General features: G+C 31.7%; 28 protein-coding genes and 1 riboswitch. Of the genes, 25 read left to right on the top strand and 3 right to left on the bottom strand.

What is annotated here, in order from left to right:
• Positions 1 to 59: 59 nt before the first annotated feature.
• Positions 60 to 290 carry a glutaredoxin family protein gene (locus HZR23_RS01960; protein WP_132848128.1) on the top strand — a complete coding sequence of 77 codons (231 nt, stop codon included), beginning with the start codon at positions 60 to 62 and terminating at the stop codon, positions 288 to 290.
• Positions 291 to 334: 44 nt separating this feature from the next.
• Here the strand turns inward: HZR23_RS01960 and HZR23_RS01955 are convergent, their stop codons facing one another.
• Entirely contained in the window at positions 335 to 2,149 is a 1,815-nt protein-coding gene (locus tag HZR23_RS01955) for a heme NO-binding domain-containing protein (RefSeq protein ID WP_132848129.1), read from the bottom strand.
• Between the two features lie 189 nt (positions 2,150 to 2,338).
• Between HZR23_RS01955 and HZR23_RS01950 the strand changes: the two genes are divergently transcribed.
• The 4 genes from HZR23_RS01950 (at position 2,339) to HZR23_RS01935 (ending at position 4,606) form a co-directional block, all read left to right on the top strand.
• Positions 2,339 to 2,533, top strand: coding sequence for a hypothetical protein (locus tag HZR23_RS01950; protein WP_132848130.1), 195 nt, complete (start codon positions 2,339 to 2,341; stop codon positions 2,531 to 2,533).
• 16 nt (positions 2,534 to 2,549) lie between these two features.
• A complete protein-coding gene (gene trpS, locus HZR23_RS01945; RefSeq protein ID WP_132848131.1) occupies positions 2,550 to 3,545 on the top strand; it encodes a tryptophan--tRNA ligase in 996 nt (331 codons plus the stop codon).
• Between the two features lie 61 nt (positions 3,546 to 3,606).
• Complete coding sequence (locus HZR23_RS01940; protein WP_132848132.1) at positions 3,607 to 3,789, top strand: alpha/beta-type small acid-soluble spore protein; 183 nt, start codon at positions 3,607 to 3,609, stop codon at positions 3,787 to 3,789.
• Between the two features lie 127 nt (positions 3,790 to 3,916).
• Complete coding sequence (locus HZR23_RS01935) at positions 3,917 to 4,606, top strand: DUF881 domain-containing protein (RefSeq protein WP_213050305.1); 690 nt, start codon at positions 3,917 to 3,919, stop codon at positions 4,604 to 4,606.
• 35 nt (positions 4,607 to 4,641) lie between these two features.
• Here HZR23_RS01935 and HZR23_RS01930 read toward each other — a convergent pair whose 3' ends face one another.
• Positions 4,642 to 5,469, bottom strand: coding sequence for a DegV family protein (locus HZR23_RS01930; RefSeq protein ID WP_132848134.1), 828 nt, complete (start codon positions 5,467 to 5,469; stop codon positions 4,642 to 4,644).
• 456 nt (positions 5,470 to 5,925) lie between these two features.
• Here HZR23_RS01930 and HZR23_RS01925 point away from each other — a divergent pair, with 456 nt between their 5' ends.
• From HZR23_RS01925 to panD, 4 genes are read left to right on the top strand one after another with little or no spacing between them, the layout of a single operon-like run.
• Complete coding sequence (locus tag HZR23_RS01925) at positions 5,926 to 6,792, top strand: Rossmann-like and DUF2520 domain-containing protein (protein ID WP_132848135.1); 867 nt, start codon at positions 5,926 to 5,928, stop codon at positions 6,790 to 6,792.
• Position 6,793: 1 nt separating this feature from the next.
• Complete coding sequence (panB, locus tag HZR23_RS01920) at positions 6,794 to 7,624, top strand: 3-methyl-2-oxobutanoate hydroxymethyltransferase (RefSeq protein WP_132848136.1); 831 nt, start codon at positions 6,794 to 6,796, stop codon at positions 7,622 to 7,624.
• Positions 7,625 to 7,655: 31 nt separating this feature from the next.
• Positions 7,656 to 8,504 carry a pantoate--beta-alanine ligase gene (gene panC, locus HZR23_RS01915; protein ID WP_330571407.1) on the top strand — a complete coding sequence of 283 codons (849 nt, stop codon included), beginning with the start codon at positions 7,656 to 7,658 and terminating at the stop codon, positions 8,502 to 8,504.
• A gap of 5 nt (positions 8,505 to 8,509) precedes the next feature.
• The gene (gene panD / locus HZR23_RS01910; protein WP_132848137.1) at positions 8,510 to 8,893 is read left to right on the top strand and encodes an aspartate 1-decarboxylase; all 384 of its coding nucleotides are present in this window, start codon (positions 8,510 to 8,512) and stop codon (positions 8,891 to 8,893) included.
• A 45-nt stretch (positions 8,894 to 8,938) separates the two neighbouring features.
• On the opposite strand, the gene HZR23_RS01905 is transcribed toward panD, so the two are convergent.
• The gene (locus HZR23_RS01905) at positions 8,939 to 9,502 is read right to left on the bottom strand and encodes a hypothetical protein (RefSeq protein ID WP_132848138.1); all 564 of its coding nucleotides are present in this window, start codon (positions 9,500 to 9,502) and stop codon (positions 8,939 to 8,941) included.
• Between the two features lie 222 nt (positions 9,503 to 9,724).
• Between HZR23_RS01905 and HZR23_RS01900 the strand changes: the two genes are divergently transcribed.
• From HZR23_RS01900 to HZR23_RS01830, 16 genes are all read left to right on the top strand, one after another.
• Positions 9,725 to 10,486 (top strand): alpha/beta fold hydrolase, encoded by a 762-nt coding sequence (locus HZR23_RS01900; RefSeq protein ID WP_132848139.1) that lies wholly within the window; start codon positions 9,725 to 9,727, stop codon positions 10,484 to 10,486.
• A 37-nt stretch (positions 10,487 to 10,523) separates the two neighbouring features.
• Positions 10,524 to 11,087 (top strand): hypothetical protein, encoded by a 564-nt coding sequence (locus HZR23_RS01895; RefSeq protein ID WP_132848140.1) that lies wholly within the window; start codon positions 10,524 to 10,526, stop codon positions 11,085 to 11,087.
• A gap of 199 nt (positions 11,088 to 11,286) precedes the next feature.
• A complete protein-coding gene (locus HZR23_RS01890; RefSeq protein WP_165913661.1) occupies positions 11,287 to 11,883 on the top strand; it encodes an HD domain-containing protein in 597 nt (198 codons plus the stop codon).
• A 23-nt stretch (positions 11,884 to 11,906) separates the two neighbouring features.
• Positions 11,907 to 13,658: a DUF4153 domain-containing protein gene (locus tag HZR23_RS01885; RefSeq protein WP_132848141.1), complete on the top strand. Its 1,752-nt coding sequence runs from the start codon at positions 11,907 to 11,909 to the stop codon at positions 13,656 to 13,658.
• Between the two features lie 13 nt (positions 13,659 to 13,671).
• The gene (locus HZR23_RS01880; protein WP_132848142.1) at positions 13,672 to 14,220 is read left to right on the top strand and encodes a nucleotidyltransferase family protein; all 549 of its coding nucleotides are present in this window, start codon (positions 13,672 to 13,674) and stop codon (positions 14,218 to 14,220) included.
• Between the two features lie 422 nt (positions 14,221 to 14,642).
• Positions 14,643 to 15,992 (top strand): citrate/2-methylcitrate synthase, encoded by a 1,350-nt coding sequence (locus tag HZR23_RS01875; protein WP_132848143.1) that lies wholly within the window; start codon positions 14,643 to 14,645, stop codon positions 15,990 to 15,992.
• Positions 15,993 to 16,020: 28 nt separating this feature from the next.
• On the top strand, positions 16,021 to 17,244 hold the full coding sequence (locus tag HZR23_RS01870) for a cofactor-independent phosphoglycerate mutase (protein ID WP_132848144.1): 1,224 nt from the start codon (positions 16,021 to 16,023) through the stop codon (positions 17,242 to 17,244).
• Positions 17,245 to 17,258: 14 nt separating this feature from the next.
• A complete protein-coding gene (thrC, locus tag HZR23_RS01865) occupies positions 17,259 to 18,749 on the top strand; it encodes a threonine synthase (protein WP_132848145.1) in 1,491 nt (496 codons plus the stop codon).
• Between the two features lie 153 nt (positions 18,750 to 18,902).
• The gene (locus HZR23_RS17485; RefSeq protein ID WP_279229885.1) at positions 18,903 to 19,031 is read left to right on the top strand and encodes a hypothetical protein; all 129 of its coding nucleotides are present in this window, start codon (positions 18,903 to 18,905) and stop codon (positions 19,029 to 19,031) included.
• A gap of 78 nt (positions 19,032 to 19,109) precedes the next feature.
• Positions 19,110 to 19,206, top strand: a riboswitch (TPP riboswitch).
• A gap of 104 nt (positions 19,207 to 19,310) precedes the next feature.
• Complete coding sequence (gene thiS / locus HZR23_RS01860) at positions 19,311 to 19,505, top strand: sulfur carrier protein ThiS (protein WP_132848146.1); 195 nt, start codon at positions 19,311 to 19,313, stop codon at positions 19,503 to 19,505.
• Between the two features lies 1 nt (position 19,506).
• On the top strand, positions 19,507 to 20,313 hold the full coding sequence (gene thiF / locus HZR23_RS01855; RefSeq protein ID WP_132848147.1) for a sulfur carrier protein ThiS adenylyltransferase ThiF: 807 nt from the start codon (positions 19,507 to 19,509) through the stop codon (positions 20,311 to 20,313).
• A 16-nt stretch (positions 20,314 to 20,329) separates the two neighbouring features.
• On the top strand, positions 20,330 to 21,106 hold the full coding sequence (locus tag HZR23_RS01850; RefSeq protein ID WP_132848148.1) for a thiazole synthase: 777 nt from the start codon (positions 20,330 to 20,332) through the stop codon (positions 21,104 to 21,106).
• Positions 21,106 to 22,209 (top strand): 2-iminoacetate synthase ThiH, encoded by a 1,104-nt coding sequence (gene thiH, locus HZR23_RS01845; RefSeq protein ID WP_132848149.1) that lies wholly within the window; start codon positions 21,106 to 21,108, stop codon positions 22,207 to 22,209. The genes HZR23_RS01850 and thiH overlap by 1 nt, the downstream gene beginning before the upstream one ends.
• 21 nt (positions 22,210 to 22,230) lie before the next feature.
• Entirely contained in the window at positions 22,231 to 23,259 is a 1,029-nt protein-coding gene (thiE, locus tag HZR23_RS17680) for a thiamine phosphate synthase (RefSeq protein ID WP_132848150.1), read from the top strand.
• The gene (thiC, locus tag HZR23_RS01835) at positions 23,260 to 24,573 is read left to right on the top strand and encodes a phosphomethylpyrimidine synthase ThiC (protein ID WP_132848151.1); all 1,314 of its coding nucleotides are present in this window, start codon (positions 23,260 to 23,262) and stop codon (positions 24,571 to 24,573) included.
• Positions 24,573 to 25,187: a thiamine phosphate synthase gene (locus HZR23_RS01830; RefSeq protein ID WP_132848152.1), complete on the top strand. Its 615-nt coding sequence runs from the start codon at positions 24,573 to 24,575 to the stop codon at positions 25,185 to 25,187. Before thiC ends, HZR23_RS01830 begins: the two co-directional genes overlap by 1 nt.
• The last annotated feature ends 40 nt before the right edge of the window (positions 25,188 to 25,227 follow it).

Here is a 25,227-nt window from a genome sequence, read left to right as displayed (position 1 = left end):
AAAAGGCATAAAAAAATACGATATTAAAAACTTAGTTATTATTAAGGAGGAAATAAATTATGGCAAAAGAAGTTGTTGTTTTCACAAGTACTACATGTCCCCACTGTTATACAGCTAAAGATTACCTTGCAGAAAAAGGGGTAGAGTTCGTAGAGAAAAATGTTCAAAAAGACCCTGAGGCAAGAAAAGAGTTAATGCAAAAAGGTATTATGGCAGTTCCAGTTATCAAAATCGATGGAGAAATGGTACTAGGTTTTGATAAAGCAAAAATTGATAGTTTATTAGGCTAGAAAAACAACAAGACAGCAGTTAACCTGCTGTCTAATCTTTTTTATTAAATCTTATATTTTTTTAATTCTAATCTAAAGTTATTAGTTAAGGTTTCAAGCATAGATACATTATCAGTCAAATCCTTAACCTTTTCCGAATATTGAGTTACTGTTGCACTCATTTCTTCAGATGCAGCTGAGTTTTCCTCTGAAATAGCTGCTAAGGAGTGAATGTTCTCTATAACATTTGTCAATTTATTTGTCTCTGTAGACAATTGGTCTATAAGTTTTACAATAATATTTGAAACTCCAACTATTTGATTTGTAGAGTTCTGATTGTTTATTGTTACTTTATCTAAAGTGGCATTACTGCTTTCTAAGTTATTATATTGTGTTTGAATTTCATTAACAAACCCTTCAATTTGTTTAATGAAAAATACAAGATTTTTATTTATTTCACTTACTGCATCTTTCGAATCTTCAGCTAGTTTCCTAATTTCTTGAGCAACAACAGTAAATCCTCTACCTGCATCTCCGGCACTAGCAGCTTCAATAGCAGCATTTAGTGCTAGAAGGTTAGTTTGATCTGCAATGGCTTCTACTGTTGAGCTAATATGCATAATTTTAGATGCTTGAGAAGATAAGTCTTTTCCTTGGCGATTAACATTTGCAAAGTTGTTTTTTACATCATTTATCATTTTAGTTACTGACTGTACATCTCTAAAGGACATTTCAAGATTTTCAATTGAACTTTCTAGTTGATTTTTACTATCTGTTTCTTCTTCAACTATTTTATTCAATGTAGTTATATATTGATCAAGTGTAGCAACAGATCTTTCTGTTTCCTCTGCTTGATGAGTTGCGCTCATGGCTACTTCGTGTACCACACCTGAAATGGAATCTGATAATTCCTTCATATTATTTGCTATTAATGAGAATTCGTGAACAAAACTACTCATATCATCAGTTCCACCCTTGAGGAAAAGAAAATCTGTTTTTATAGTGTGTTTTGCTTCATTTAACACATCAAGCAGAGCTGAATATGAGTCTTTAGTAGTCAATGTAGTTTTGCTACCCAAATCCAAAGATTTAAATTTATTTATTTCATCTTTTACAACATCATTAGGTTTTGTAGCTATCATACCAACAATATATGTGAGAATAAAGGAGCTTACTGGTATTGCAAGTTTAAACCCAATATTTAATGGATTGTCTACTAACATTAACATTGCAAACAAAAATAATGAAGGTATAAAACTTATTTTAAAAGGAATACTTTCAATAACCCCTAAGCCTAAGATTGATGAAGTTGAGATATTTACGATTTTATCCGGGGATTTTTCTAACTTTATATTTACTACCGCATAATGTTTGTTGTCAGTTGTTTTTCCAGAATCTATAACCTTATATTCAAACTTTTCGTTAAAATAAGCAGCACTGCCTTCTAATAGGCCATAAAAATAATCAAATAATCCTCTTGATGAAACATATCTTATTTCTATTTCTTTATTGTTAATTTCCTTTGCAATAAGGCCTGGAGGGTTAGCGCCCTTAACCATCTTAGTCAATTGTTTATGTACATCATCCATCATCATTAGAAAGCCTTTTAAGCTATATCTTTCAAAGTATGATGGAAACCATTTTTGAAAAGAACTAATGTTTTGCCTACCGACTTCTCGCCAAATTTGATTAACTGGCTTATTAATTGTTTTTGAAATAGAATCAAATACTTTGAAAATTTCATTATCTGGAATATCCTCTAGTGGTGTTATAATCCTATCTTTATCCCAGTTTACTGCTAGTAATGCTTTTTCAAAAGTTTCGTTACCATAAATTGCTTTTAAGCTGTTTAGCCAAGTTGTAACCACTGTTCCCTTCATAAATTCACCCCTTAGTAGACTTAAAAATACATATTATATTAAAATTAGACAATTCTATTAATACAAATTATATCAAATAAAATATTAATAAAAAAGAAATTTAGTTGCTGAATAGATTATATTTCCAGAAAATTTGTATAAGTTATGTTATAATATGTTTATTATCTTACTTAAGGATGTGAGACTTAATTGTCAGCCATATTGTTTCAAATGTTTAATTTAATATTAGTTTTGGCTTTATTAACTGTACCAGTTGTAATAACTGTACTGTTACTTCGCCATTTTAGCAGAAAAGATAAACCAGCTATCCAACATGAGGACTACCTTATTCAAAAAATAAGAGAACTAGAAAAACGCATTGAAGAATTAGAAGAACGACTATAGGGAAGGATGAAGAGAAATGGAAAAACAAAAAGTAATATTTAGTGGTGCTCAACCAACAGGGAGTTTAACTCTAGGTAATTATATAGGAGCTATACAAAATTGGAAGGCCTTAGAAAAAGACTATAATTGTCTATACTCTATTGTAGATTTACATTCATTAACAGTAAGACATGACCCGAAAGCTTTTATGCAAGCCAATCTATCTTTCTTAGCACAATATTTAGCTAGTGGTTTAGATCCTGAAAAAAATATCATCTTCTTTCAATCCCATGTGCCTCAGCATGCTGAATTGAGTTGGATTTTAAGCTGTAATACATATATGGGTGAGCTAAATCGTATGACTCAGTTTAAAGAAAAATCTGATAAACACAAGGATAACATAAATGCAGGGTTATTTACATACCCAGCACTTATGGCAGCAGATATATTATTATATAAAACAAATCTTGTTCCGGTTGGGGAAGATCAAAAACAGCATTTAGAGTTAACTAGAGATATTGCTTTGAGATTAAACAATGTTTATGGTGATATATTTGAAATTCCAGAAGTATACATACCTAAAGTAGGGGCTAGAATAATGAGTTTACAAGAGCCTACTAAAAAAATGTCTAAATCTGATGATGATGTAAACGGTACCATATATCTACTAGACCCTAATGATGTTATAATTAAAAAATTTAAAAGGGCAGTAACTGATAACGAAAATAAAGTAGTGTTCAGGGATGAACAACCAGGTATTAAAAATTTAATGACTATATATTCAAAGCTAGGAAATCTTACATTAGAAGAGGTTGAAGCAAAATACCAGGGCAAAGGGTATGGAGCATTTAAAACAGACGTTGGGGAACTAATCGTTGATTATATTAGTCCGTTTAAGCAAAAATATGAAGAGTACATGAATAATAGTGATTACTTAGAAAAAATATATAAAAGCGGAGCAGAAAGAGCGAGAGAAATAGCAGAGAGAACTATGGTGGAAGTAAGAGAGAAATTAGGTTTAGTTAAGTTATAAATACATAATATTCCAACATAAATAAAAAATTGCGAGTTAGAATACTACTGAGGTGATATAAATGTCAACTAGAAAAAACCCAGTAGTACCAGAAGCTAAACAGGCACTAATGTCCTTTAAGTATGAAATGGCCAAAGAACTAGGTCTAGAAAATCAAACCTATGCTGGTTATGTTGGTGGACATATGGTAAAGAAAATGATTGAAGAAGCTGAAAAATCTTTAACTCATCTTGGAAGGTCTTAGGACCTTCCAAATTTTTAAAGTCTGTTATATTGTTACATTGACTAATTTTATATTAGAGCTTATTATTGAATTAATATTATAAATTTATTTTTAACTAGGGGAAGTGATAAAGTTGAATAATATAAGGATGCATATTATTATACTTTTGTCCTTTATAATTGTTGGGGTTGCCTTAGTTCTACAGTTAGAGCAGGATTTTAATGTACCTGATGAACCGGGGTCACCTTTAAATAGAATTCAAGATCAGGAAATAATAGATTTGCGTAAAGTAAATGAGGACATGCGTACTCGAATAGTTCAACTAAGACAGCAAGTAGATGAATATGAGGAAGAGAGCAGTTCAGAGAACTTAATTCTATCGAATTTAAAGGCTCAAGTAAGAGGATATAGATTAATAGCTGGAAATGTAAATGTAAAGGGCCCTGGAGTCATTATAACAATTGAAGGTTCAACCGATGATAATATTGCATACATTGTTGAACAAAGAAGATATTTATTAAATCTTGTTAATGAACTTAAGGTATTTGGGGCGGAGGTTATTTCTATTAATAATCATAGAATCATTAATAGAAGTGATATTGTTTTAGCAGGAAACCATATTAATGTTAATGCAACACCAATTGCACCGCCATATGTAATTAGAGTTATTGGGGATACACAGAATTTAAGAAGATATATAGATTATAGGACTGTTTTATTTGAGCTAATGCAGCGTGACAATATTAATTATGATATAAAATTTACTGATGATGTGGAAATACAACCTATAACAAGGGAAAAATCTATTCAATTTCTTCAAATTGCTGAAGAAAACTGAATAGATTTTTTTTAGGGTTTTATTATAAATGATCTTTAATAAAGATAACAGAGACCTAATGCCTTTGGACCTAAATGGGCTCCAACAACTGGACCTAAATCATCAATAGTAACTACTGCGTTAGGAAACTTTTCTTGTAAAGTCTCTTTTACAGCTTGTGCCTCATCCAATGCATATATATGAGCGACACTTATTCTAAAAGCATCTTGAGGAATAAGCTCTATCATTTTTTCCATTGCCTTTTTCTTTCCGCGGGTTTTAGCAACGCCCTCAAGTTTACCATCTACTAAAGCAATAATAGGTCTAATATTTAGTAGGTTAGCAAAGAATGCTCCCGTATTAGAAAGACGACCACCTTTTTGTAGATAGTCTAGTGTGTCTACCGTAAGGCATATGCTGGACTTTTTCTTTTGTTCTTCTATTTTACTTACTATTTCAGCTCTAGTATGGCCTTTTTGTATCATGTTTAATGCGATTTCAACAAAGGCCTTAAGATTTGATGCAGTTGATTCTGAATCAATAACTGAAATTTTACTTTCATCAACTATTTTAGCAGCAGAATTAGCACTATTAAAAGTTCCGCTTAATTTAGATGAAATTGTAATAACAATAATCTCTTTATTTTCTTCAATTGCTTTTTCATATTCCTGTACAAAAGCACCTATTGAAGGCTGTGATGTTGTAGGAAAGTCCTTTGCATTAGCTAATCTATTAAAGAAGCTTTCATACTCTCCAACAAAACCTTCTGTTTCAATTTCTCCTTCGAAATGCACAGATAGAGGAACCACTACAATACCTTTATCCTCAACAAAGGACTTATTTATGTAAGATGTACTGTCGGTAATAATTTGAATATTAGACATTTAATTACACCCCTTATATTAGATTTAATAAGATATATTATAAGATTATAATACCAGATACTAATACTAGAAGCAAATATTTTTTGTTTGAAGTAGTTCGAGTTGCTCATATAAAAGGGCTCATATTTAATTATATATTAAATGAAAAAAATGAAGAAAAAAGAGGAAAAATGTTGATGAAAATTTAGTTATAAGGTTATTGTTTTTAAAATAAACTTGTGTTAATATGTTTTTGGATAGTATCGTAGAACTATACCATTATTATGAAAATGTAATTATAACTTAATAGGTATTGCTCTGAGCCTTGAAGGACCGAGACAAAGTCACCATAAATATAAATTCTCATGCCCTCTTCTGTAATGCTCAGAAAGGGTATAATTTTTTTTGCACTTTTGATTGGTTAGACCAGTGGAGCAACTAGACATTTAATAATATATAAGCAAAAGGAGAACGTTCATGGTTATTGGGTTTGTCGGAGCAGGTAAAGTTGCTAAAAGCTTTGGGAAGTATTTAGCAAAAAACGAAATATCTGTAAGAGGGTATTACAGTAGAAGTTTGTCTTCTGCTCAGGAAGCAGCAGAGCTTACTAATTCAGTTGCTTTCGATAGTGTTAAAAACTTAATAAAGGAATGTGAATTGGTATTTATTACTACTCCAGACGATGCTATTGAAGAAGTATGCAATCACATTGCAAAAGATGTGGGCTTTAAAAAGGGACAAATAGTAGCTCATATGAGTGGAGCTGCAAGCTCTAATATATTAAAGAGCGCGAGGGACCAAGAGTGTTTTACTTACTCGATTCATCCCCTACAGGCATTTGCTGACGTAAATAAGGCAGTAGAAGATCTAAATAAAACTCCTTTTGGCATTGAAGGTGATGAAGGAAAGTTAAATGATGTAATTAATTTAATTCAAAAATGCGGTAATGAATACTTTATAATCAGTAAGGAAGACAAAGTACTATATCATGCAGCAGCATGCATTGTTTCAAACTATTTAGTTACATTAATGGATGTTGGAGTATCATTTATGAAAGCTGTTGGTATAGATGAAAAGAAGGGCTTTGAAGCTTTATATCCTTTAGTATCTGGTAGTTTGCAGAATGTAAGAAAACTTGGAGCAGCAAGTGCTTTGACTGGACCTATAGCAAGAGGTGATTTGAAAACAGTAGAGCATCATTTAGAGGAAATTGAAAATAAGTTACCTGAGCTCTTAAAAATTTATAGTGTGCTTGGAAAAGCGACTGTAGATTTAGCTAGTAAAGAGAAAATAAAAGATATTAAAACTATTGAAAAAATGAAAAATATTTGGAAAGAGGGATAAAATGAACAGATTTACAACGGCTTCTTTTATAAAGGCAAAAAAAGATGGTGATAAGATATCTATGTTAACAGCTTATGATTATTCAATGGCCAAGCTTATAGACGAAGCAGGGGTGGATAGTATCCTTGTAGGAGACTCTATGGGTATGGTTGTACTTGGATATGAAAATACTCTGCAAGTCACAGTTGATGATATAATACATCATACTAAAGCTGTTGCAAGAGGAGCAAAAAGAGCGTTGGTTATAGCTGATATGCCATTTTTATCCTATCATATTAGCGTTGAAGATTCTGTTAGAAATGCAGGTAGAATGATTCAAGAGGGAAATGCTCATGCAGTAAAACTTGAAGGTGGTTTAGAAGTAATTGATAAGGTTGAAGCTATCGTTAAAGCACAAATCCCTGTAATAGGGCATCTTGGATTAACCCCGCAATCCGTAAATGTTATGGGTGGATTCAAAGTTCAGGGTAAGGATGAGGCTCAGGCTAAAAAAATAATAGAAGATGCAAAATTACTTGAAAAGGCTGGAGCTTTTGCTATAGTATTAGAATGTGTTCCTGAAAGGCTTGCGAAAATAGTTACGGAAAGTGTTAACATACCAACAATAGGTATTGGTGCAGGAAAGTATTGCGATGGACAAGTTCTTGTAACTCAAGATATGTTAGGAATGTTCACTGATTTTACTCCGAAATTTGTAAAGAAATACAGTGAAGTAGGAGCGAGTATTAAAGGTGGAGTTCAATCTTATATAGATGAAATGAAAAAAGGCTTATTCCCAGAGGAAAAACACACGTTTGCTATAGATGAAGAAACTCTAAAAAAACTTTACTAATAAATAATTTAAATCAAAGGCAGGGAGATTAATGATTCAGATAGTTTCTACAGTAGAAGAAGTACGTAATATTGTAAAAGCTGAAAAAGCTAAAGGTAAGTCAATCGGATTTGTACCAACAATGGGATTTTTACATGAAGGTCATGTTTCACTAATTAAAAAGGCGAAAGAAGAAAATGACTTCGTTGTAGTTAGTATTTTTGTAAATCCAACTCAATTTGGTCCAAATGAAGATTATAGTATTTATCCAAGAGATTTAGATAGAGATTCGAAACTATCTGAACATGGTGGAGCAGATTTAATATTTCATCCAACGGTAGATATAATGTATCCGAAGGGGTCAAAAACTACTGTTGAAGTTAGTGATATTACTGAAAGACTATGTGGTGCATCGAGACCAGGACATTTTAAAGGCGTTACAACTGTTGTTACAAAATTATTTAACATAGTTGCGCCTCATAGAGCATATTTTGGTGAAAAGGATGCACAACAGCTTACTGTACTACAAAAGATGGTGAAGGATTTAAACGTAGATATTGAAATTGTACCGTGTCCAATTGTACGTGAAGAAGATGGCCTGGCAATGAGTTCTAGAAACGTTAATTTAACTTCTGAGGACAGAAAGGCAGCTCTTGTATTATCAAGAAGTTTGAGGACTGCTAAAGAAAAAATATTGCAAGGTGAAAAAAATGTTGGTACAATACAATCATTGATTAAATCTATTATTGAAGAAGAGCCACTAGTAGCTATAGATTATATAGAAATTGTTGATGGATACACGCTAGAACCAATTGAAGCAGTAAATGGAAAAGTGTTAATTGCTTTAGCGGCTAAGGTAGGGAAAGTTAGACTAATAGATAACGTTATAATGGAGGGATAATCAAAATGCTATTAAATATGTTTAAATCTAAACTTCACAGAGCTACAGTTACACAAGCAGACCTGAACTATGTAGGTAGTGTTACGATTGATGAAGATTTAATGGACTTGGCAAATATTTTGCCTAATGAAAAAGTTCAAATTGTAAATAATAACAATGGTGCAAGACTTGAAACATATGTTATTAAGGGACCTAGAGGAAGCAAAATGGTTTGCCTAAATGGGGCTGCAGCAAGATTAGTTCAACCTGGAGATAAAGTAATCATTCTTGCTTACACTTGGTTAAGTGAGGAAGAAGCAAGAAAGCATGAACCTAGAGTTGTAATACTTGGTGAAAATAACGAGGTTGAATCAGTAGATTATAAAGAATTCCATAGTACTAAATTATAATATTATAATTTGTATTCGAGAGAGACCGAGGTCTCTCTTTTTGGTCTAATTAACCATTACAATAATAGGATCTGCTATATTATAAGTTTTAAGCTTCCCTAGAATATTATTTGACTCATTTACTGCATATACGTTAAGAATTTGAGTTCTTAATTTATTTGGATCCGTATCCTGAAGAGAATCTGGCATAGAGGAAATAAATGTATTATTAATGGCAGTAACCTGCTCTGTATCGCCGTTTAAATATTCTATTATAAACTTTTCTACTTGATCTTCAGTGTTAAGTATTCCCCAGATAACGTTTCCAACTTCTTTAATATACTCAGTCTCAACGACTATTTCAGAATTACAAGTATCTATTTTGTTAATTAATTTAAAGTTATCATAGTTCCCATTATTATAATTATATCCCCCTAAAATGTAGTGGTACTTATTGTAGCATAACACTAGATTAGTTTCTTTACACACGTTAAGAATTTCAATTTGATGGGAGGAAATGTTGCTCTTAACTGCTTCTTCTAATGTTGAATATGTTGGTTTACTACTACATCCTGAAAATATTGATGCAAACATTATAAAGCAACTTACATATATGAAAATACGTTTCAACTATATCACCCTTTAACATAATATTGTAATACAACTTATAATTTATTATGGTTAATTATTAAATTAATATATATGATATTTAAAATTTAAAAATTATTTTTAAAAAATATAGTCTAATGGAAAATTAAATAGTGAAACCTATTAAAAGATATCAATCCTACAAGTACTTTGTTGAAAATATCTATATATGTTAAAATATAAAAGTATAAAAAAGGAGGTTGGATGGTGGACATGAAATCTTTAATTGACATTTCGAAAGTAAATATAAATGGTGTACCTTGTATACATATTAAACCTAGTTTTGAAGAAGGGGATCTATCAACGGTTTTTTTATATCACGGTTGGTCATCAAACAAAGAAAATTTTAAATTTATAGCAACTGTTTTAGCATACCATGGATACAGGGTTATAGTACCCGATGCTGTAGATCATGGGGAAAGAGGCTTATTAGATTATGAAAAGATTGAAGCTTTTAGAGATAACTTTTGGAGAGTTGTTTTTGAAACAGTAGAAGAATCTAAAGGTCTAATTGATAAGGCAATTAAACACTTTGGGGTTCATGAGAATAGAATTGCGGTTATTGGGAGCTCTATGGGTGGATTTATAAGTAGTGGAATATTTTCAAATAATAGCAATATTAAGTGTATTATTAATATGAATGGCGCATGTGCTTGGGAGAATGCAGAGTATTGTTTTAGAAAGCTACATAATATTGAATTTACAACTGAAGAGCAGATGAAGTATATTAAGGAAAATGATCCGATAAAAAATAAGGATAAGTTTTATCCAAGAGGAATATTACTTTTACATGGGGACAGTGACACTCAAGTTTCTATAGAAACCCAAAGATATTTTTACAAGGAAGTTAGAAATAGCTATGGAAGTAGCAATAATATCCAATTAATAGAATCACCTGGCTTAGACCACTATAAAACTGTTAAAATGTTAGAGGATAGTATTTGTTGGCTTCAGAAATTTCTATAGCATTTTTTAGTAGAATGACTAAAAAGGGGGAGTAGCTTTGAATAAAGAGGGTTTTAATAAATTGTATTGGGGTTTTCTATTTATAATGTTTGATTTTAGATTAGCAGGTTTTGATATTTTACCTGATATAGTAGGATATATTTTATTTGCCATGGGTTTTGGCCTTTTAATAGAAAGTAGTTTTCAGTTTAGTAAGGCAAAAAAATATAATTTTATTTTAATATTTTTATCATTGTTCCAAATTTATGAACCCCAGGTTCAACAACAGACGGGGATTAATTTGGGGTACTACGGGGCTTTTGGAATTATTGTAGGTATAGGGGCTTTTGTGTTAGGTCTATTGACTATATATCACTTATTTATGGGTATTAAAGAAATGGCTGAGCAAGCAGGAGAAGAAAGTGTTTTTGATGATATATATGCTGAGGCCGATAAAAGATGGAATCAGTATTTAGTTTTAAGCATAGCCTCCCTAGCTGGCTTTGTTGTTATGTTTATTCCTGTAATAAATCTATTTTACATTATGGGAATTTTAATAGCATCTATAGCATTGATGGTTGCATTTATGAAGTTTATGAAGAAGTGCTCATATAATTTTTAGTAGTTTATATTCGATAATTTATTTCCACTTATAGAAAATTATGGTTTTAAAATATATTGAAAATCAAATAAATAATAGTTTAGAAGTAAAAATTGTTAAGTGTAGGCACACCCTACACTTTTTCTATTGTTTTACAACTTTTAAAAATAGGAGTAGAATTATATTGTAGAATTTTATAGTTTAGAAAGGGGTTGGTAATTTGACAATAGATGAGTTGCAAAGCAATATTAAATTTATAGTAGAGATAGATAAATTAAAAAGTGTATATAGGCAGACTCTTTTGACTGACAAATCTAGATATGAAGGGGATGCGGAGCATTCGTGGCATTTAGCTACTATGGCTTTTTTACTTAAAGATTTTGCTAATGATCCTAATGTTGATATTTTAAAGGTTATAAAGATGGTACTAATACATGATATTGTCGAAATTGATGCGGGAGATACATATTGTTATGATGTGATTGGTAATAAGGATAAAAGGGTAAGAGAGGAAAAAGCAGCGAAACGCATATTTAATATATTGCCAGAAAAACAAGCTAAGGAAATGCTAGATTTATGGGAAGAGTTTGAAGAAATGCAAACATCTGAAGCTAAATTTGCAGCGTCTTTGGATAGGCTACAGCCTATGCTAAATAACTACTATACAGAAGGAATTTCATGGAATAAGCATGGGATTAAAGTCAGTAAGGTTATAGAGAGAAATAAACATATAAAAGAAGGTTCTCCATTGTTATGGGACTTTGCTTTGAAATTAATAAATGATGCCGTGGAAAAAGGTTATCTACAGCGGGATTAGCAAAAAAATGGAGGTGTGTAATAATGAAGAATAAAATAAGTATGCTTTTTAAATCTTTAATAATAAAATTATCAATGAGTTTAAAACGTTTTCCTGAAGCCTTGGTTTTTGCAACAGCGACAGTATTTACATTGATAGCCTTAAATCATACAAACTATTCTAATCATGAGTCTTTTAGACGTATAGCTATGGTTTTTGCCCTAGGAATACCATCTTCCTTAAGTATGAAGGTATACATAGAGAGGGTGAATGGTATCCTTAGTAAAAGAATTATATTTTTAGCAGGCATTGTTGGGGCTTTAGGGCTATATTATAAATTTTTACTTTCTGAATTTAATTTAGTTACTGGTACAAGGTATATAGGAACAACCTTAGCTTTATATTTATTATTTACTGTAATACCTTATTATAATAGAAAAAAACACTATGAGCTCTATTTAGTAAATTTACTTACTAGATTATTTATTACCTATTTATACGGTGTCATACTTTTTTTAGGCCTTGCGTTTACTTTATTCACAATAAATACGTTATTTAATCTTAATTTATCGTATGAATTATATTTTGATATATGGCTTATAGTCGTTGGTATATTTGCACCTGCATACTTTTTGGCTGATATTCCTAATTATGAAGAAGACCAAATATATGATGATTATTCAAAAATATTAAGGGCCTTACTATTATACATTGTTATGCCTATAATAGTTATTTACACTTCTATCTTGTATGTATATTTCTTAAAGATATTAGTTCAAAGACAGTGGCCTGAGGGGCTAGTATCACATCTTGTATTATGGTATTCGATTGTTAGTGCAGCGGTTATTATATTGGTTTATCCATTAAGAAATTCAAATAGATGGGTGAATACATTTGTATCATATTTTCCAAAGACCATAATACCAATACTACTTATGATGTTTATATCTATTAGTATTCGTATTAATGCATATGGAATTACAGAGAACAGATATTATGTTTTTGTTACGGGCATTTGGATAGCTGGTACTATGATTTATTTTGCTTTTAGAAATAAAACAAGAAATGTGTATATAGTTATGGCGTTAATTGTAGTCTCTATCATATCAGTATATGGCCCTATAAGTAGCTATTCTATTTCAAAGATTAGTCAGAATAATAGGTTTGAGAAATTACTGAGTAAATATGATATGATTAGTCAAGGTCAAATTACTCAGGGATCTTCAGAAATATCACAAGAGGATAAACAACAAATAAGCTCAATTGTTATATATTTTAATAGTATGCATAGACTCAAAGATATGAGGGTAATACCAGATAGTTATGAAATCAAGGATATTGAAGATGCATTAGGTTTTCAGATAACATATCATTGGGGTGGACCATACGATCAAAGGGAATATTTTAGATATCATATGAAGGAAGAAGGAAGAATTATTAATGTTTCGGACTATAACTATTTTATAGAAATACCATCATATAGGGTAGTTAATATGGAAATGCTAGAGGAAAATATGTTTGTTTCATATAACAATGAAAATAGAATTTTTAAACTAAGAAAGGGTAATGTAGACGTATATACTAAGGCCTTAGATGATATAGCTAAAAACTTTGCAATTATAGCAGGAGATAAGTATGAGTTAGATAGTAATGAAATGATGTTCGAAGATAAGCTTAATAATATCACTGTGAAGTATTTAATTAATAATGTAAGTGGTTACAGAGATAAGTCATCTAATACTATTACGATTGATTATATTGACTTCAAGGTTTTAATTAAAATAGATAATAATTAGTTGGGTGGTTATAATGAAAGGGGCACTAATTAAAATAGCTAAAGAACTAAATGAAAAACAAATATTATGGGCTTTAGGTGGATCCTTAGTTTTAAAGCACTATAATCTTGTAGGAGCTCCTAAGGACATTGATATCTTTGTTCATGAAAAAGATTTAGATTCTGTAATTAAAGTCATGGAAACTATGGGTGAGAATACAGAAGTTTTAGGGAAGGGTCTATACACTACAAAATATTTTTATAAGTATGTTGTCAACAACGTAAATGTAGATATAATGAGTGGTTTTGGTATTAGACATGAAGCAGGGATTTTTAATTATAATTTTGATGAGACATCCATAGTGGATAGGATAAAATACAGAGAAGTTAACATCCCATTAACTTCTTTAGAAGACTGGTTTGTTATATACCAATTAATTCCTAATAGAGATGAAAAGGTAGAACTAATTGAACAATACTTTAATAGTGTAGGTAATGTTAATAAAAATGTGTTAGGTAATTATCTTGAGTATAATCTGCCAAGTAAAGTGAAAGAAAGAATAGTGAGTCTAATTAAAGAATAATTTATAAAAGCAACTTTTCGAAGTTGTTTTTTTTTTAAAGTCTTTTATAGCGTGGTAAGTACTATTATATGTATTTGGTAATAATATGTGTAAGAAAAAAATGTGATAGTAACCTTTATATAGCAACTACATTTAGTTTAATAAAAGACTTGATTACTATAGTTTAATAGATTATAATAAAATGAAATTTACAATTATAAAAATTTCAGTTAATACAATATTTTAATAATTTGTTCAAAAGGACTTTAATGTTAAAATATCAATAAATACAACAACAAACATTTTTTGAGTTGATATGTGTTTAGATATAAATATAGAAGTTAATGTATAAATTATTTCATTTTTATAATGAGGTCAAGCATATATATAAATAAATATAAGGAATTTAGAATATAAAGAATTTATTTAGGGGGTAAATTTATATGGTAGATTTACAGAAATTCATAGATGAGCAGTATTCTATTGTGGAGATAAATAACACAATTGCTCCGGAACTTCATAGAAGATATAATACAAAAAGAGGATTAAGAAATGAAGATGGAACTGGTGTATTAATTGGTTTAACGGAAATAGGGGAAGTACATGCCTACATAATGGTGGATGGAGAAAAAATACCCCAGCAAGGAAAACTTTTTTATCGTGGCTATGAAGTGAGTGAGCTAGTTAAGGGGTATAAACAAGAGAAACGTTTTGGGTTTGAAGAGGTAGCATATTTATTAATCTTTGGTGAATTACCTAATGAGAGTAAATTAAAAACTTTCAATGAAATACTAGGTCAATACCGGACATTGCCCCATGGGTTTACAGAGGATATGATTCTAAAAGCCCCAAGCTCAGATATAATGAATAAACTTGCGAGAAGCGTTTTAACCTGCTATTCATATGATAATAATCCGGATGACATCGAAATTACTAATGTATTAAGACAAAGTATAGAGTTGACTTCAAGATTTCCAATTATGGCGGCCTATGGTTATCAAGCAAAAGCCCATTTTTATGATAATAAAAGCCTATATATCCATTTGCCACAGGAGCATTTAAGTACAGCTGAAAACTTTTTATATATGATAAGGCCAGATAATCAATATACGGAATTAGAGGCAGAAATTCTGGATTTAAACTTAATTATTCATGCGGAGCATGGGGGCGGAAACAACTCAGCCTTTACAACTCATGTAGTATCATCTACAGACACAGACACATATTCTGCTATCGCAGCCGCAGTAGGGGCTTTAAAAGGGCCTAAGCATGGTGGAGCAAATATTAAAGTAATGAATATGATGGATGATATTAAAAGAAATGTTAAGGATTGGTCGAATGGGAGGCTGTTAGAGGATTATTTGGTTAAGATAGTTAAAAAGGAAGCCTACGATAAATCAGGCTTAATATATGGAATTGGTCATGCTGTATATACTTTATCTGATCCAAGATCAGTACTACTAAAGGAAAAAGCAACAGAGCTTGCTAAAGAGAAAGGCATGGAAGAAGAGCTTAATCTATACTTTGATATAGAGAAATTAGCACCTAATATATTAGCTGAGGTTAGAGGTATTACAGATGTAAGAACTGCTAATGTGGACTTTTACTCTGGCTTCGTTTATGATATGCTAAATATTCCAAGGGAATTATATACACCACTTTTCGCTATTGCTAGAATCCCAGGCTGGTGTGCCCATAGAATTGAAGAAATAGTTAGTGGTGGTAAAATTATTCGTCCTGCATATAAAAATGTTGCAGCGAAGCAAAGATATATTCCTTTAAACGAAAGATAAATGAAACATTGAAAAAGGGGATGAATTAATGAAATTTGTTGTAATACTTGGAGATGGTATGTCGGATTTTCCTATTGAAGCATTAGATAATAAAACTCCACTTCAATACGCAAATATACCTACAATTGATTTCTTAGCTAAGTATGGCACTGTTGGGATGGTTAAAACTGTTCCAACTGGAATGGCTCCTGGTAGTGATACGGCAAACCTTTCTGTAATGGGGTATGACCCATTTAAATTTTATAGTGGTAGATCACCCTTTGAAGCTGCAAGTATGGGTGTAGAAATGAAGGATACGGATGTTACTTTCAGGTGTAATTTAGTTACCTTGTCTGATGAGGCGATTTATGAAGAAAAAATTATGCTTGACCATAGTGCTGATGAAATAACAACAGATGAAGCTAGAATACTTATTGATTCAGTCATAGAACATTTGGGTACAGAACAAAACAGATTTTATGCTGGGGTTAGCTATAGGCATTTAATGGTATGGGACAATGGACCCTATGAGTGGGATTTAACACCTCCCCATGATATTATCGGTAAAAAGGTTAAGGATTATATGCCCAAAGGAAATCAGGCAGAAATAATAGAAGCTATGATGAAAAAGAGTACTGAGTTTTTACTTAATCATCCAATCAATGTAAAGAGGGTTGAGAATGGATTAAAGCCTGCAAACTCCTTATGGATTTGGGGTGAGGGAAAAAAACCTTTATTGTCAAGCTTCTATAATAAATATAAAATAAAAGGTTCAGTTATTTCTGCAGTAGATTTAATAAAAGGTTTGGGAATATGCGCTGGTTTGGATTCTATTGATGTAGAGGGAGCTACTGGAAATATTCATACTAACTTTAGAGGAAAGGCTGAGGCTGCAATTAATGAGCTGAAAAATGGTAAGGATTTTGTATATATTCATATAGAAGCTCCAGATGAGTGTGGACATAGACAAGAGTTAGATAATAAAGTTAAATCAATTGAATATATAGATAGTAAGGTAGTAAAGATAGTTAAGGACGGGTTAGATGAGCTTGGTGAAGACTATAAAATTATGATTTTACCAGATCACCCTACTCCACTTGTACTTCGAACACATACTAGTGACCCGGTACCATTTTTAATTTATGAAAAAAATAATGAAAAAAATTTACTGAATCAAACATATGATGAATTTAGTGCTCAAGAAACAGGCGTTTATATAGATGAAGGATATAAGCTAATGGATTACTTTATTTTAGGAACAAAAGAAGATTAGGAGGCTTAATTAATATGAAAGAGATATGCTATATAAGTACTAGAGGAGATAAAAGTGTTTTTTCTTCTTCCCAGGCAATTGTAAGAGGTATTGCGGAAGATGGAGGCCTATTTGTTCCTACAGAAATGCCTAAATTATCAAGTGATTTAAATACACTAATTGAACTAAACTATAGGGATTTAGCCTATGAGATATTAAAATTATTTCTTACTGATTTTACCGAGGAAGAATTAAAGTATTGTATTAATAGTGCTTATGATGAGAAGTTTGACACTCCTGTAATTGCCCCTATTGCCAAAGCAAAGGATAATTATTTTTTAGAATTATTTCATGGTCCAACTTTAGCATTTAAAGATATGGCTTTAACAATACTACCATATTTATTAAAGACTTCAGCTAAAAAATTAAATATTGACAGTGAAATAGTTATTCTAACTGCAACTTCAGGGGATACTGGAAAGGCAGCCTTAGAAGGTTTTGCTAACATAGATGGAATTAAAATAATTGTTTATTTCCCTCAAAATGGGGTTAGTGAAGTACAGAAAAAACAAATGATTACACAAGAAGGGTTTAATACATATGTAGTAGGTATAGAAGGTAACTTCGACGATGCCCAAAGTGGAGTTAAAAACATCTTTACAGATGAAGATTTTAATGGGAAGTTAAAAGAAAAAGGATTTATGTTTTCCTCTGCTAACTCCATTAATATAGGTAGATTAGTCCCACAGGTTGTATATTATTTCTATGCATATGCACAAATGTGTAAATCAGGTGATATTAAAGTTGGTGATGAAATTAATTTCGTTGTTCCAACAGGAAACTTTGGGAATATATTAGCAGGTTATTATGCAAAAGAGTTGGGTTTACCTGTAGGGAAATTAATCTGTGCATCTAATGAAAATAAGGTTCTATTTGATTTTATGGCTACAGGAACCTACGATAAGAAGAGAGCCTTTATTCTGACAATGTCACCTTCAATGGATATACTAATCTCAAGTAATCTTGAAAGGTTATTGTATACTTTAAGTGGACAGGATTCTAGTAAAGTTAAGGACCTAATGGATAAATTAAATAGTAATGGAGTATATAATATTAGTGATGATATGAAACAAGCTCTAAAGGACTTTGTAGGTGGATATGCTTCAGAGGAGAATACAACTAAGGCAATAAAAGATGTATTTGAAAACTCAGATTATTTAATGGATACACATACTGCTGTTGCATATTCAGTGTATAAAGAATATAAGGATAGTAGTGGAGATGATAGAAAAACAGTAATTGTTTCAACTGCTAGTCCATATAAATTTACAGCAAATGTAATGAAAGCTATAGATTCAAAATATGACGGACAAGATGAGTTTGAGCTTATGAATGAGATGGAAACACTTTCTAAGGTTATTATTCCAGAATCAATAAGAGATTTAAATACTAAGCCTATATTGCATACAACTATATGTGCAAAGGATGAAATGAAACAACAGGTTGAAAAAATATTAAATATATAATTAAGGAACCATCAATATGATGGTTCTTTTAAATAGAATATACATAAATCTCCTTATAATATAGCTTTCGATAATTTTAATAATAAAGTTTAACTAGTCTAGCTGTAGGGTAATAACTACTTTAGCTATTATATTTTCAGGAGGCAAAGAAAGATGAATAATTATGAAAATGCTTTGGATAGACTATATGTAGAAATTAAAGAAATTGCCAATCAAATAATATGGTTAGAAGCTAGTATAAAGAATATTGACTTTAGAAGTGAAAATTATGATGAGGAATAAAATGGTATATAAATTGGTGTAAATAGCTTTACAAAAAATTACTACTAGCATATAATTACCTTAATGAAAAAAATAAAATAGTTTTGCTGGGGGTGCTTAAGCTGAGAAGGAAAAATCCTAACCCTTTGAACCTGATGTAGGTAAATCTACCGTAGGGAAGCGTATATGTAAATTTGAATTTATTACGCTTGCTGTAAAGGCAAGTGTTTTTTTAAAAATAATATACAAACCTAGGGGTTTGTATTTTTTTATTTTTTGTCATTATTAGGAGGTGAAAGTATGATTGTTAATGGAAAAGAAATGGACTTTCAAGAAGGAATAACTGTTGAGCAACTATTAAACGAGCTAAATCTACCTAAGGAAAAGGTTGTAGTTGAAGTTAATCTTAATATCATTGATGTATCTACATATTCTTCAACTGCTTTAAATAAGGGAGACCGAGTAGAAATAGTCAGATTTGTTGGAGGCGGATGAAGTGAAAATTCAAGCAAATGAAAAATTTTATGAAATTACAAATAATACTACTGCCTTTGGGATAAGGGACAGTATTAAACCTGAAGCGGATATAGTGATACTAAACGGTTTTATAATTAAGGAAGATTATACTTTAAATGACGGGGATAAACTATCTTTTATTAAACGTGGTGAAATACCTACTGAACAGGAGCTGGAAAGTCTACTAGTATCTAGACATACACCAGGTGTTCACGAAAATGTAAAAAAAGCTACAGTAGGTATTGCAGGTCTAGGGGGCTTAGGATCAAATATTGCTATTTCCTTAGCTAGAATAGGTATAGGTAAGCTATTATTAATAGATTTTGATGTAGTTGAGCCTAGTAATCTAAATAGACAGCAATATTTCATTAAGCATATAGGAATGCATAAGACAGATGCCTTAAAGGATTTAATCAAAGAGATAAACCCTTTTGTGGAGATTGAAACTAAAAACATATATTTGGATAAATCAAACATTGTGGAATCTTTTAAAGATGTGGATGTTATTGTAGAGGCGTTCGATAATCCTATTTGTAAGGCGGAGTTAGTAACAACTACACTAAATATGTTAAAAGACAAGCCAATTGTTGCCGCCTCAGGACTAGCTGGATATTTTTCAAACAACTTAATACAGACAAAGAAGATTAGAGACAACTTTTATTTAGTAGGAGATGATATTTCTGAGGCCAAACCTGGAAGCGGACTAATGGCACCAAGAGTTGCAATCGCTGCCAATCATCAGGCTAATATGGTACTTAGGATATTACTAGGAGAACGAGAAATATAATTTAGGAGATGTTAGAATGGATAATTTAATTATTGGAGGTATTGAACTTAAAAGTAGATTATTTATTGGTACTGGTAAATATCCTAACCATAAATCTATGTATGAAGCAATTGAAAGCTGTGGTACTCAAGTTGTAACAATGGCTTTAAGAAGAGTTGATTTAGATAGTAAAGAGGATAATATAATAGAATTTATACCTAAGGATTGTATTTTATTACCAAATACATCTGGAGCAAGAAACGCTGAAGAAGCAGTAAGAATAGCGAGATTAGCAAAAGCTATGGGATGTGGAAATTGGATTAAAATTGAGGTGATAAGTGATAACAAATATTTATTGCCTGATAATTATGAGACAATTAAGGCCACGGAAATATTAGCTAAGGAAGGTTTTATTGTATTACCTTACATGAGTCCGGATTTAATGGCTGGTAAGATGTTAGTTGATGTAGGGGCAGCTGCGGTTATGCCCTTAGGATCACCTATTGGGACCAATAGAGGTATTAGAACTAAGGAATTAGTTCAAATAATGATTGACGAGATAAATGCCCCAATAATCGTAGATGCTGGTATAGGTAGACCTTCAGAGGCAGCCGAGGCGATGGAAATGGGAGCTGCAGCAGTTTTAGTTAATACAGCTATAGCAACTTCAGGTAACCCTATTCAAATGGCTAAAGCCTTTTCATTAGCCGTTGAAGCTGGAAGAATTGCATATAATGCGAAGTTAGGAGCTACGGGTAGTCTAGCTAAAGCTTCGTCACCTTTAACTGGATTTCTAGGAGAAGGTGATAAGTAATGGAATTATTAAACTATATGGAGAAATACAAAAACATTGATTTGTACAGTTATTTCTCTCAATTAACAAAAGAGGATGTAAAAAGAGCAATAAGCTCAAGAAAACCAAGTATTATTGACTATTTAACCCTATTATCTCCTATAGCGGGAGATTTCCTTGAGGAAATGGCCCAAAGAGCCCATACAATTTCTCTACAGAATTTTGGGAAATCAGTCTTGTTATACACACCATTATATTTATCGAATTATTGTGTTAACTTATGCTCCTACTGTAGCTTTCATAGTAGAAATAAAATAAAAAGAAAAAAATTGAATATGGACGAAATAGAGACCGAGGCTAAGGAGATTTCGGCTTTAGGACTTAAACATATTCTTATATTAACCGGCGAATCTAGAAAAGAAACCCCAGTGGAGTATATTATAGAGGCAGTTGAAGTTCTTAAAAAATATTTTGATTCTATATCAATAGAAGTATATCCTCTAAAGGAAGATGAGTATGCAAGGTTAATTGAGGTAGGTGTAGATGGACTAACTATATATCAAGAGGTATATGATGAAAAGGTCTATAATAAAGTACATATAGCAGGGCCTAAAAAAGAATACAGCTTTCGTTTGGAGGCTCCTGAAAGGGCATGTAGAGCAAAAATTAGAGGTGTGAATATTGGTGCTCTTCTAGGTTTAAACGATTGGAGAAAAGAGGCCTTTATGACTGGGGTACATGCAGATTATTTGCAAAATAAGTATCCGGAAGTAGAAGTTAGTGTTTCTCTACCAAGAATTAGACCCCATGTGGGTATGGTGAGTAATTATGATGTAGTAGAGGATAAAAACTTAGTACAAATAATGCTAGCAACTAGAATCTTTTTACCTAGGGCAGGAATTACTATATCCACTAGGGAACGAAAAGAATTGAGAGATAACTTAGTTGGTTTAGGTGTAACTAAAATGTCTGCGGGAGTATCTACAGAAGTAGGGGGCCACAGTTCAACAGAGAAGACAGAAAGTCAGTTTGATATTTCTGATACAAGAACTGTAGCTGAGATGAAGCAAATGTTACTTTCTAAAGGTTATCAACCAATTTTAAAAGATTGGATGCATATATAAATTATATTTGAGGTGTAGCCAATGAATGCTTATCGTATAATAGATGCGAATATTAATAGGGTGTCCGAGGGGATTCGGGTTTTAGAGGATATTTCTAGATTTATATTTGAAAATAAAGCTATAACTAAAGAGCTTAGAAATTTAAGGCATATTACTAGAAAAAGCTTTAAAGATGATAATATGATTAAATTTAGAGATTCCATAGGAGATATAGGCTTTGAAATTTCGGCTAATAGTAGTCTAGACAAAAAAGAATCTATTGAAAATTTGATTGATGCAAATTTTAAAAGGGTTCAAGAGGGACTTAGATGTATTGAAGAAAGCTTAAAAATACTAGGTTATTATGAAATATCTAAAGTTTATGAAAACATAAGATATAGCTCATATAATCTAGAGAAAGAGTTTCAAAAAAGAGATGTGGCTATAGATACTGATATTTACTGTATTACAGGCGAGGAATTTTCTCTTGGAAGAGACAATTTAAGTGTAGTTAAAGAATTGATTGATGCAGACATTAAAGTAATTCAATACAGAGAAAAAAATAAAAGTAAGAGTGAGAAGTTAAAGGAATGTACCGAAATAAAACAAATTACTGATAAAGCTGGAGTGACCTTCATAATAAACGACGATGTAGATATTGCCATGGCAATTAAAGCGGATGGAATACATATTGGACAGGGTGATATGCCAATTAGTGAAGTAAGAAGGCTTGTAGGTAAGAGGATTATAGGGGTATCTACCCATAACCCTGATCAAGCTATGAAGGCAGTTAGAGATGGAGCGGATTATATTGGTGTAGGTCCAGTTTTCGAAACAAAAACAAAATCTAATGTTGAAGCCTCTGCTGGGTTAGATTATATTAAGTGGGTTTCAGAAAACATTACTATACCCTACGTTGCCATAGGGGGTATTAATGAAGAAAATATTCTGTTAGTACAAAGAAATGGTGGAAAGAGCTTTGCTATGATTTCTGACATCGTAGGATCAAAGGATATTAAACATAAGATTAAAAGTATTAGAGCTAAATTAAATATAGGGGAGATGAGTTAAATGAGTTATACAACACAGATGGATGCGGCAAGAAAAGGGATTATAACAAAAGAAATGACTATAGTTGCAGAGAAAGAAAAAATGGATGTTAATGTACTTATGAAAAAAATAGCAGAGGGTAAGGTTGTTATTCCTGCAAATAAAAATCACCATTCCTTAGACCCTGAAGGAGTAGGGGAAGGTCTTAGAACAAAAATTAATGTTAACTTAGGTATTTCAAAGGATTGCCCTAACTTTGATTCTGAGCTAGAGAAAGTAAGAATGGCATTAGATATGAAAGCAGAAGCAATAATGGATTTAAGTTCTTTTGGTAAAACTGAAGAATTCAGAAAAGAGCTTATCGGAATGTCTCCGGCCATGATAGGCACAGTTCCAATTTACGATGCAGTTGGATTCTACGATAAAGAATTAAGTGATATAACTGAAAAAGAATTTTTAGATGTTGTTGAAAAACATGGTAGAGATGGTGTGGACTTCGTAACTATCCATGCTGGTATTAATAAAGAGACGGCTGCTGTATTTAAAAGAAATAAAAGACTAACTAATATCGTATCCCGAGGCGGATCTTTAATTTATGCATGGATGGAATTAAATAATAAAGAGAACCCATTCTTTGAGTATTATGATGAATTATTAGAAATTTGTGCAAAATATGATATTACAATTAGTTTAGGGGATGCATGTAGACCTGGAAGCATAAACGATGCAACTGACGCTAGCCAGATAAAGGAGCTTATGATATTAGGAGAACTTACTCTAAGGGCATGGGAGAAGAATGTACAAGTTATGATTGAAGGCCCTGGTCATATGCCATTAAACGAAATTGTAGCTAATATGATTATTGAGAAAAAACTTTGTCATGGGGCACCATTCTATGTTCTTGGACCTTTAGTTACAGATGTAGCACCGGGTTATGATCATATTACTAGTGCAATTGGTGGTGCCATAGCAGCTAGTTATGGTGCTGACTTCCTATGTTATGTTACTCCAGCGGAGCATTTAAGGCTACCAACAATAGAGGATATGAGAGAAGGTATTATTGCTTCTAAAATCGCTGCTCATGCTGCGGATATAGCGAAAAATATACCAGGGGCTATAAGTTGGGATTATGAAATGAGTAAGGCCAGACAACAGTTAAATTGGGAAAGAATGTTTGAATTAGCCATTGACCCAGAAAAGGCAAGAAGATATAGAAAAGAGTCTAGTCCAGAGCATGAAGATAGCTGTACAATGTGCGGTAAAATGTGCTCTATGAGAAATATGAATAAGGTCATGGAAGGAAAAAATATTAACATTTTAAGAGAGGATGACTAATGTTATTTGTTGTTACAAATAGGAAATTAGTTGAAACTGGTAATTTTTTAAATAAAATTGAGCAGATAGTAGCTGGTGGGGCAGGTGGGATTATTTTAAGAGAAAAGGACTTACCATTTGATGAACTACTCTTACTTGCTAAGAAAGTTAAGGCTATAACTGAAGGTTCTGCAACTAAGCTTATTATTAGTCAATCTATAGATATAGCTATTGAGGTAGAAGCTGCTGGTGTTCAATTGAGCTTTGAGCCATTTACTAACATGAAAAAACAGTTTAATGGTTTGATTGGAGTTTCAGTACATTCTGTAGAGGAAGCTGTAAGGGCAGAGGATCTAGGAGCAAGCTATTTATTAGCCGGTCATATATATACTACTGAATGTAAAAAAGGTATTGAGCCTAGAGGGATAAGTTTTATTAAAGATATAAAGGCAAAAACTACTATTCCTTTAGTTGCAATAGGCGGTATCAATGAGAATAACATTGATGATGTTTACGAAAGTGGTGCTCAAGGGGTAGCCCTAATGTCATTGATCATGGAAGCAGAGGACTGCTTTAAGAGGGTTGGAAAATTTAAGCAATTAACTAACACTAAATTTAATAAAATTGTAATATAAAAGTGCTTTTAATATGATAAAATCAAACTGTAGTTTAAAA

The organism is Serpentinicella alkaliphila (assembly GCF_018141405.1).
GTDB classification, from domain to species: domain Bacteria; phylum Bacillota; class Clostridia; order Peptostreptococcales; family Natronincolaceae; genus Serpentinicella; species Serpentinicella alkaliphila.
This window is presented reverse-complemented; position numbering and strand designations above follow the sequence as displayed.

Excerpts from the sequence above, each read along its gene's own strand:
- HZR23_RS01960 (WP_132848128.1), top strand. The coding sequence starts at position 60 with ATGGCAAAAGAAGTTGTTGTTTTCACAAGTACTACATGTCCCCACTGT.
- HZR23_RS01955 (WP_132848129.1), bottom strand. The coding sequence starts at position 2,149 with ATGAAGGGAACAGTGGTTACAACTTGGCTAAACAGCTTAAAAGCAATT.
- trpS (WP_132848131.1), top strand. The coding sequence starts at position 2,550 with ATGGAAAAACAAAAAGTAATATTTAGTGGTGCTCAACCAACAGGGAGT.
- HZR23_RS01940 (WP_132848132.1), top strand. The coding sequence starts at position 3,607 with ATGTCAACTAGAAAAAACCCAGTAGTACCAGAAGCTAAACAGGCACTA.
- HZR23_RS01935 (WP_213050305.1), top strand. The coding sequence starts at position 3,917 with ATGCATATTATTATACTTTTGTCCTTTATAATTGTTGGGGTTGCCTTA.
- HZR23_RS01930 (WP_132848134.1), bottom strand. The coding sequence starts at position 5,469 with ATGTCTAATATTCAAATTATTACCGACAGTACATCTTACATAAATAAG.
- HZR23_RS01925 (WP_132848135.1), top strand. The coding sequence starts at position 5,926 with ATGGTTATTGGGTTTGTCGGAGCAGGTAAAGTTGCTAAAAGCTTTGGG.
- panB (WP_132848136.1), top strand. The coding sequence starts at position 6,794 with ATGAACAGATTTACAACGGCTTCTTTTATAAAGGCAAAAAAAGATGGT.
- panC (WP_330571407.1), top strand. The coding sequence starts at position 7,656 with ATGATTCAGATAGTTTCTACAGTAGAAGAAGTACGTAATATTGTAAAA.
- panD (WP_132848137.1), top strand. The coding sequence starts at position 8,510 with ATGCTATTAAATATGTTTAAATCTAAACTTCACAGAGCTACAGTTACA.
- HZR23_RS01900 (WP_132848139.1), top strand. The coding sequence starts at position 9,725 with ATGGTGGACATGAAATCTTTAATTGACATTTCGAAAGTAAATATAAAT.
- HZR23_RS01885 (WP_132848141.1), top strand. The coding sequence starts at position 11,907 with ATGAAGAATAAAATAAGTATGCTTTTTAAATCTTTAATAATAAAATTA.
- HZR23_RS01880 (WP_132848142.1), top strand. The coding sequence starts at position 13,672 with ATGAAAGGGGCACTAATTAAAATAGCTAAAGAACTAAATGAAAAACAA.
- HZR23_RS01875 (WP_132848143.1), top strand. The coding sequence starts at position 14,643 with ATGGTAGATTTACAGAAATTCATAGATGAGCAGTATTCTATTGTGGAG.
- HZR23_RS01870 (WP_132848144.1), top strand. The coding sequence starts at position 16,021 with ATGAAATTTGTTGTAATACTTGGAGATGGTATGTCGGATTTTCCTATT.
- thrC (WP_132848145.1), top strand. The coding sequence starts at position 17,259 with ATGAAAGAGATATGCTATATAAGTACTAGAGGAGATAAAAGTGTTTTT.
- HZR23_RS17485 (WP_279229885.1), top strand. The coding sequence starts at position 18,903 with ATGAATAATTATGAAAATGCTTTGGATAGACTATATGTAGAAATTAAA.
- thiS (WP_132848146.1), top strand. The coding sequence starts at position 19,311 with ATGATTGTTAATGGAAAAGAAATGGACTTTCAAGAAGGAATAACTGTT.
- HZR23_RS01850 (WP_132848148.1), top strand. The coding sequence starts at position 20,330 with ATGGATAATTTAATTATTGGAGGTATTGAACTTAAAAGTAGATTATTT.
- thiH (WP_132848149.1), top strand. The coding sequence starts at position 21,106 with ATGGAATTATTAAACTATATGGAGAAATACAAAAACATTGATTTGTAC.
- thiE (WP_132848150.1), top strand. The coding sequence starts at position 22,231 with ATGAATGCTTATCGTATAATAGATGCGAATATTAATAGGGTGTCCGAG.
- thiC (WP_132848151.1), top strand. The coding sequence starts at position 23,260 with ATGAGTTATACAACACAGATGGATGCGGCAAGAAAAGGGATTATAACA.
- HZR23_RS01830 (WP_132848152.1), top strand. The coding sequence starts at position 24,573 with ATGTTATTTGTTGTTACAAATAGGAAATTAGTTGAAACTGGTAATTTT.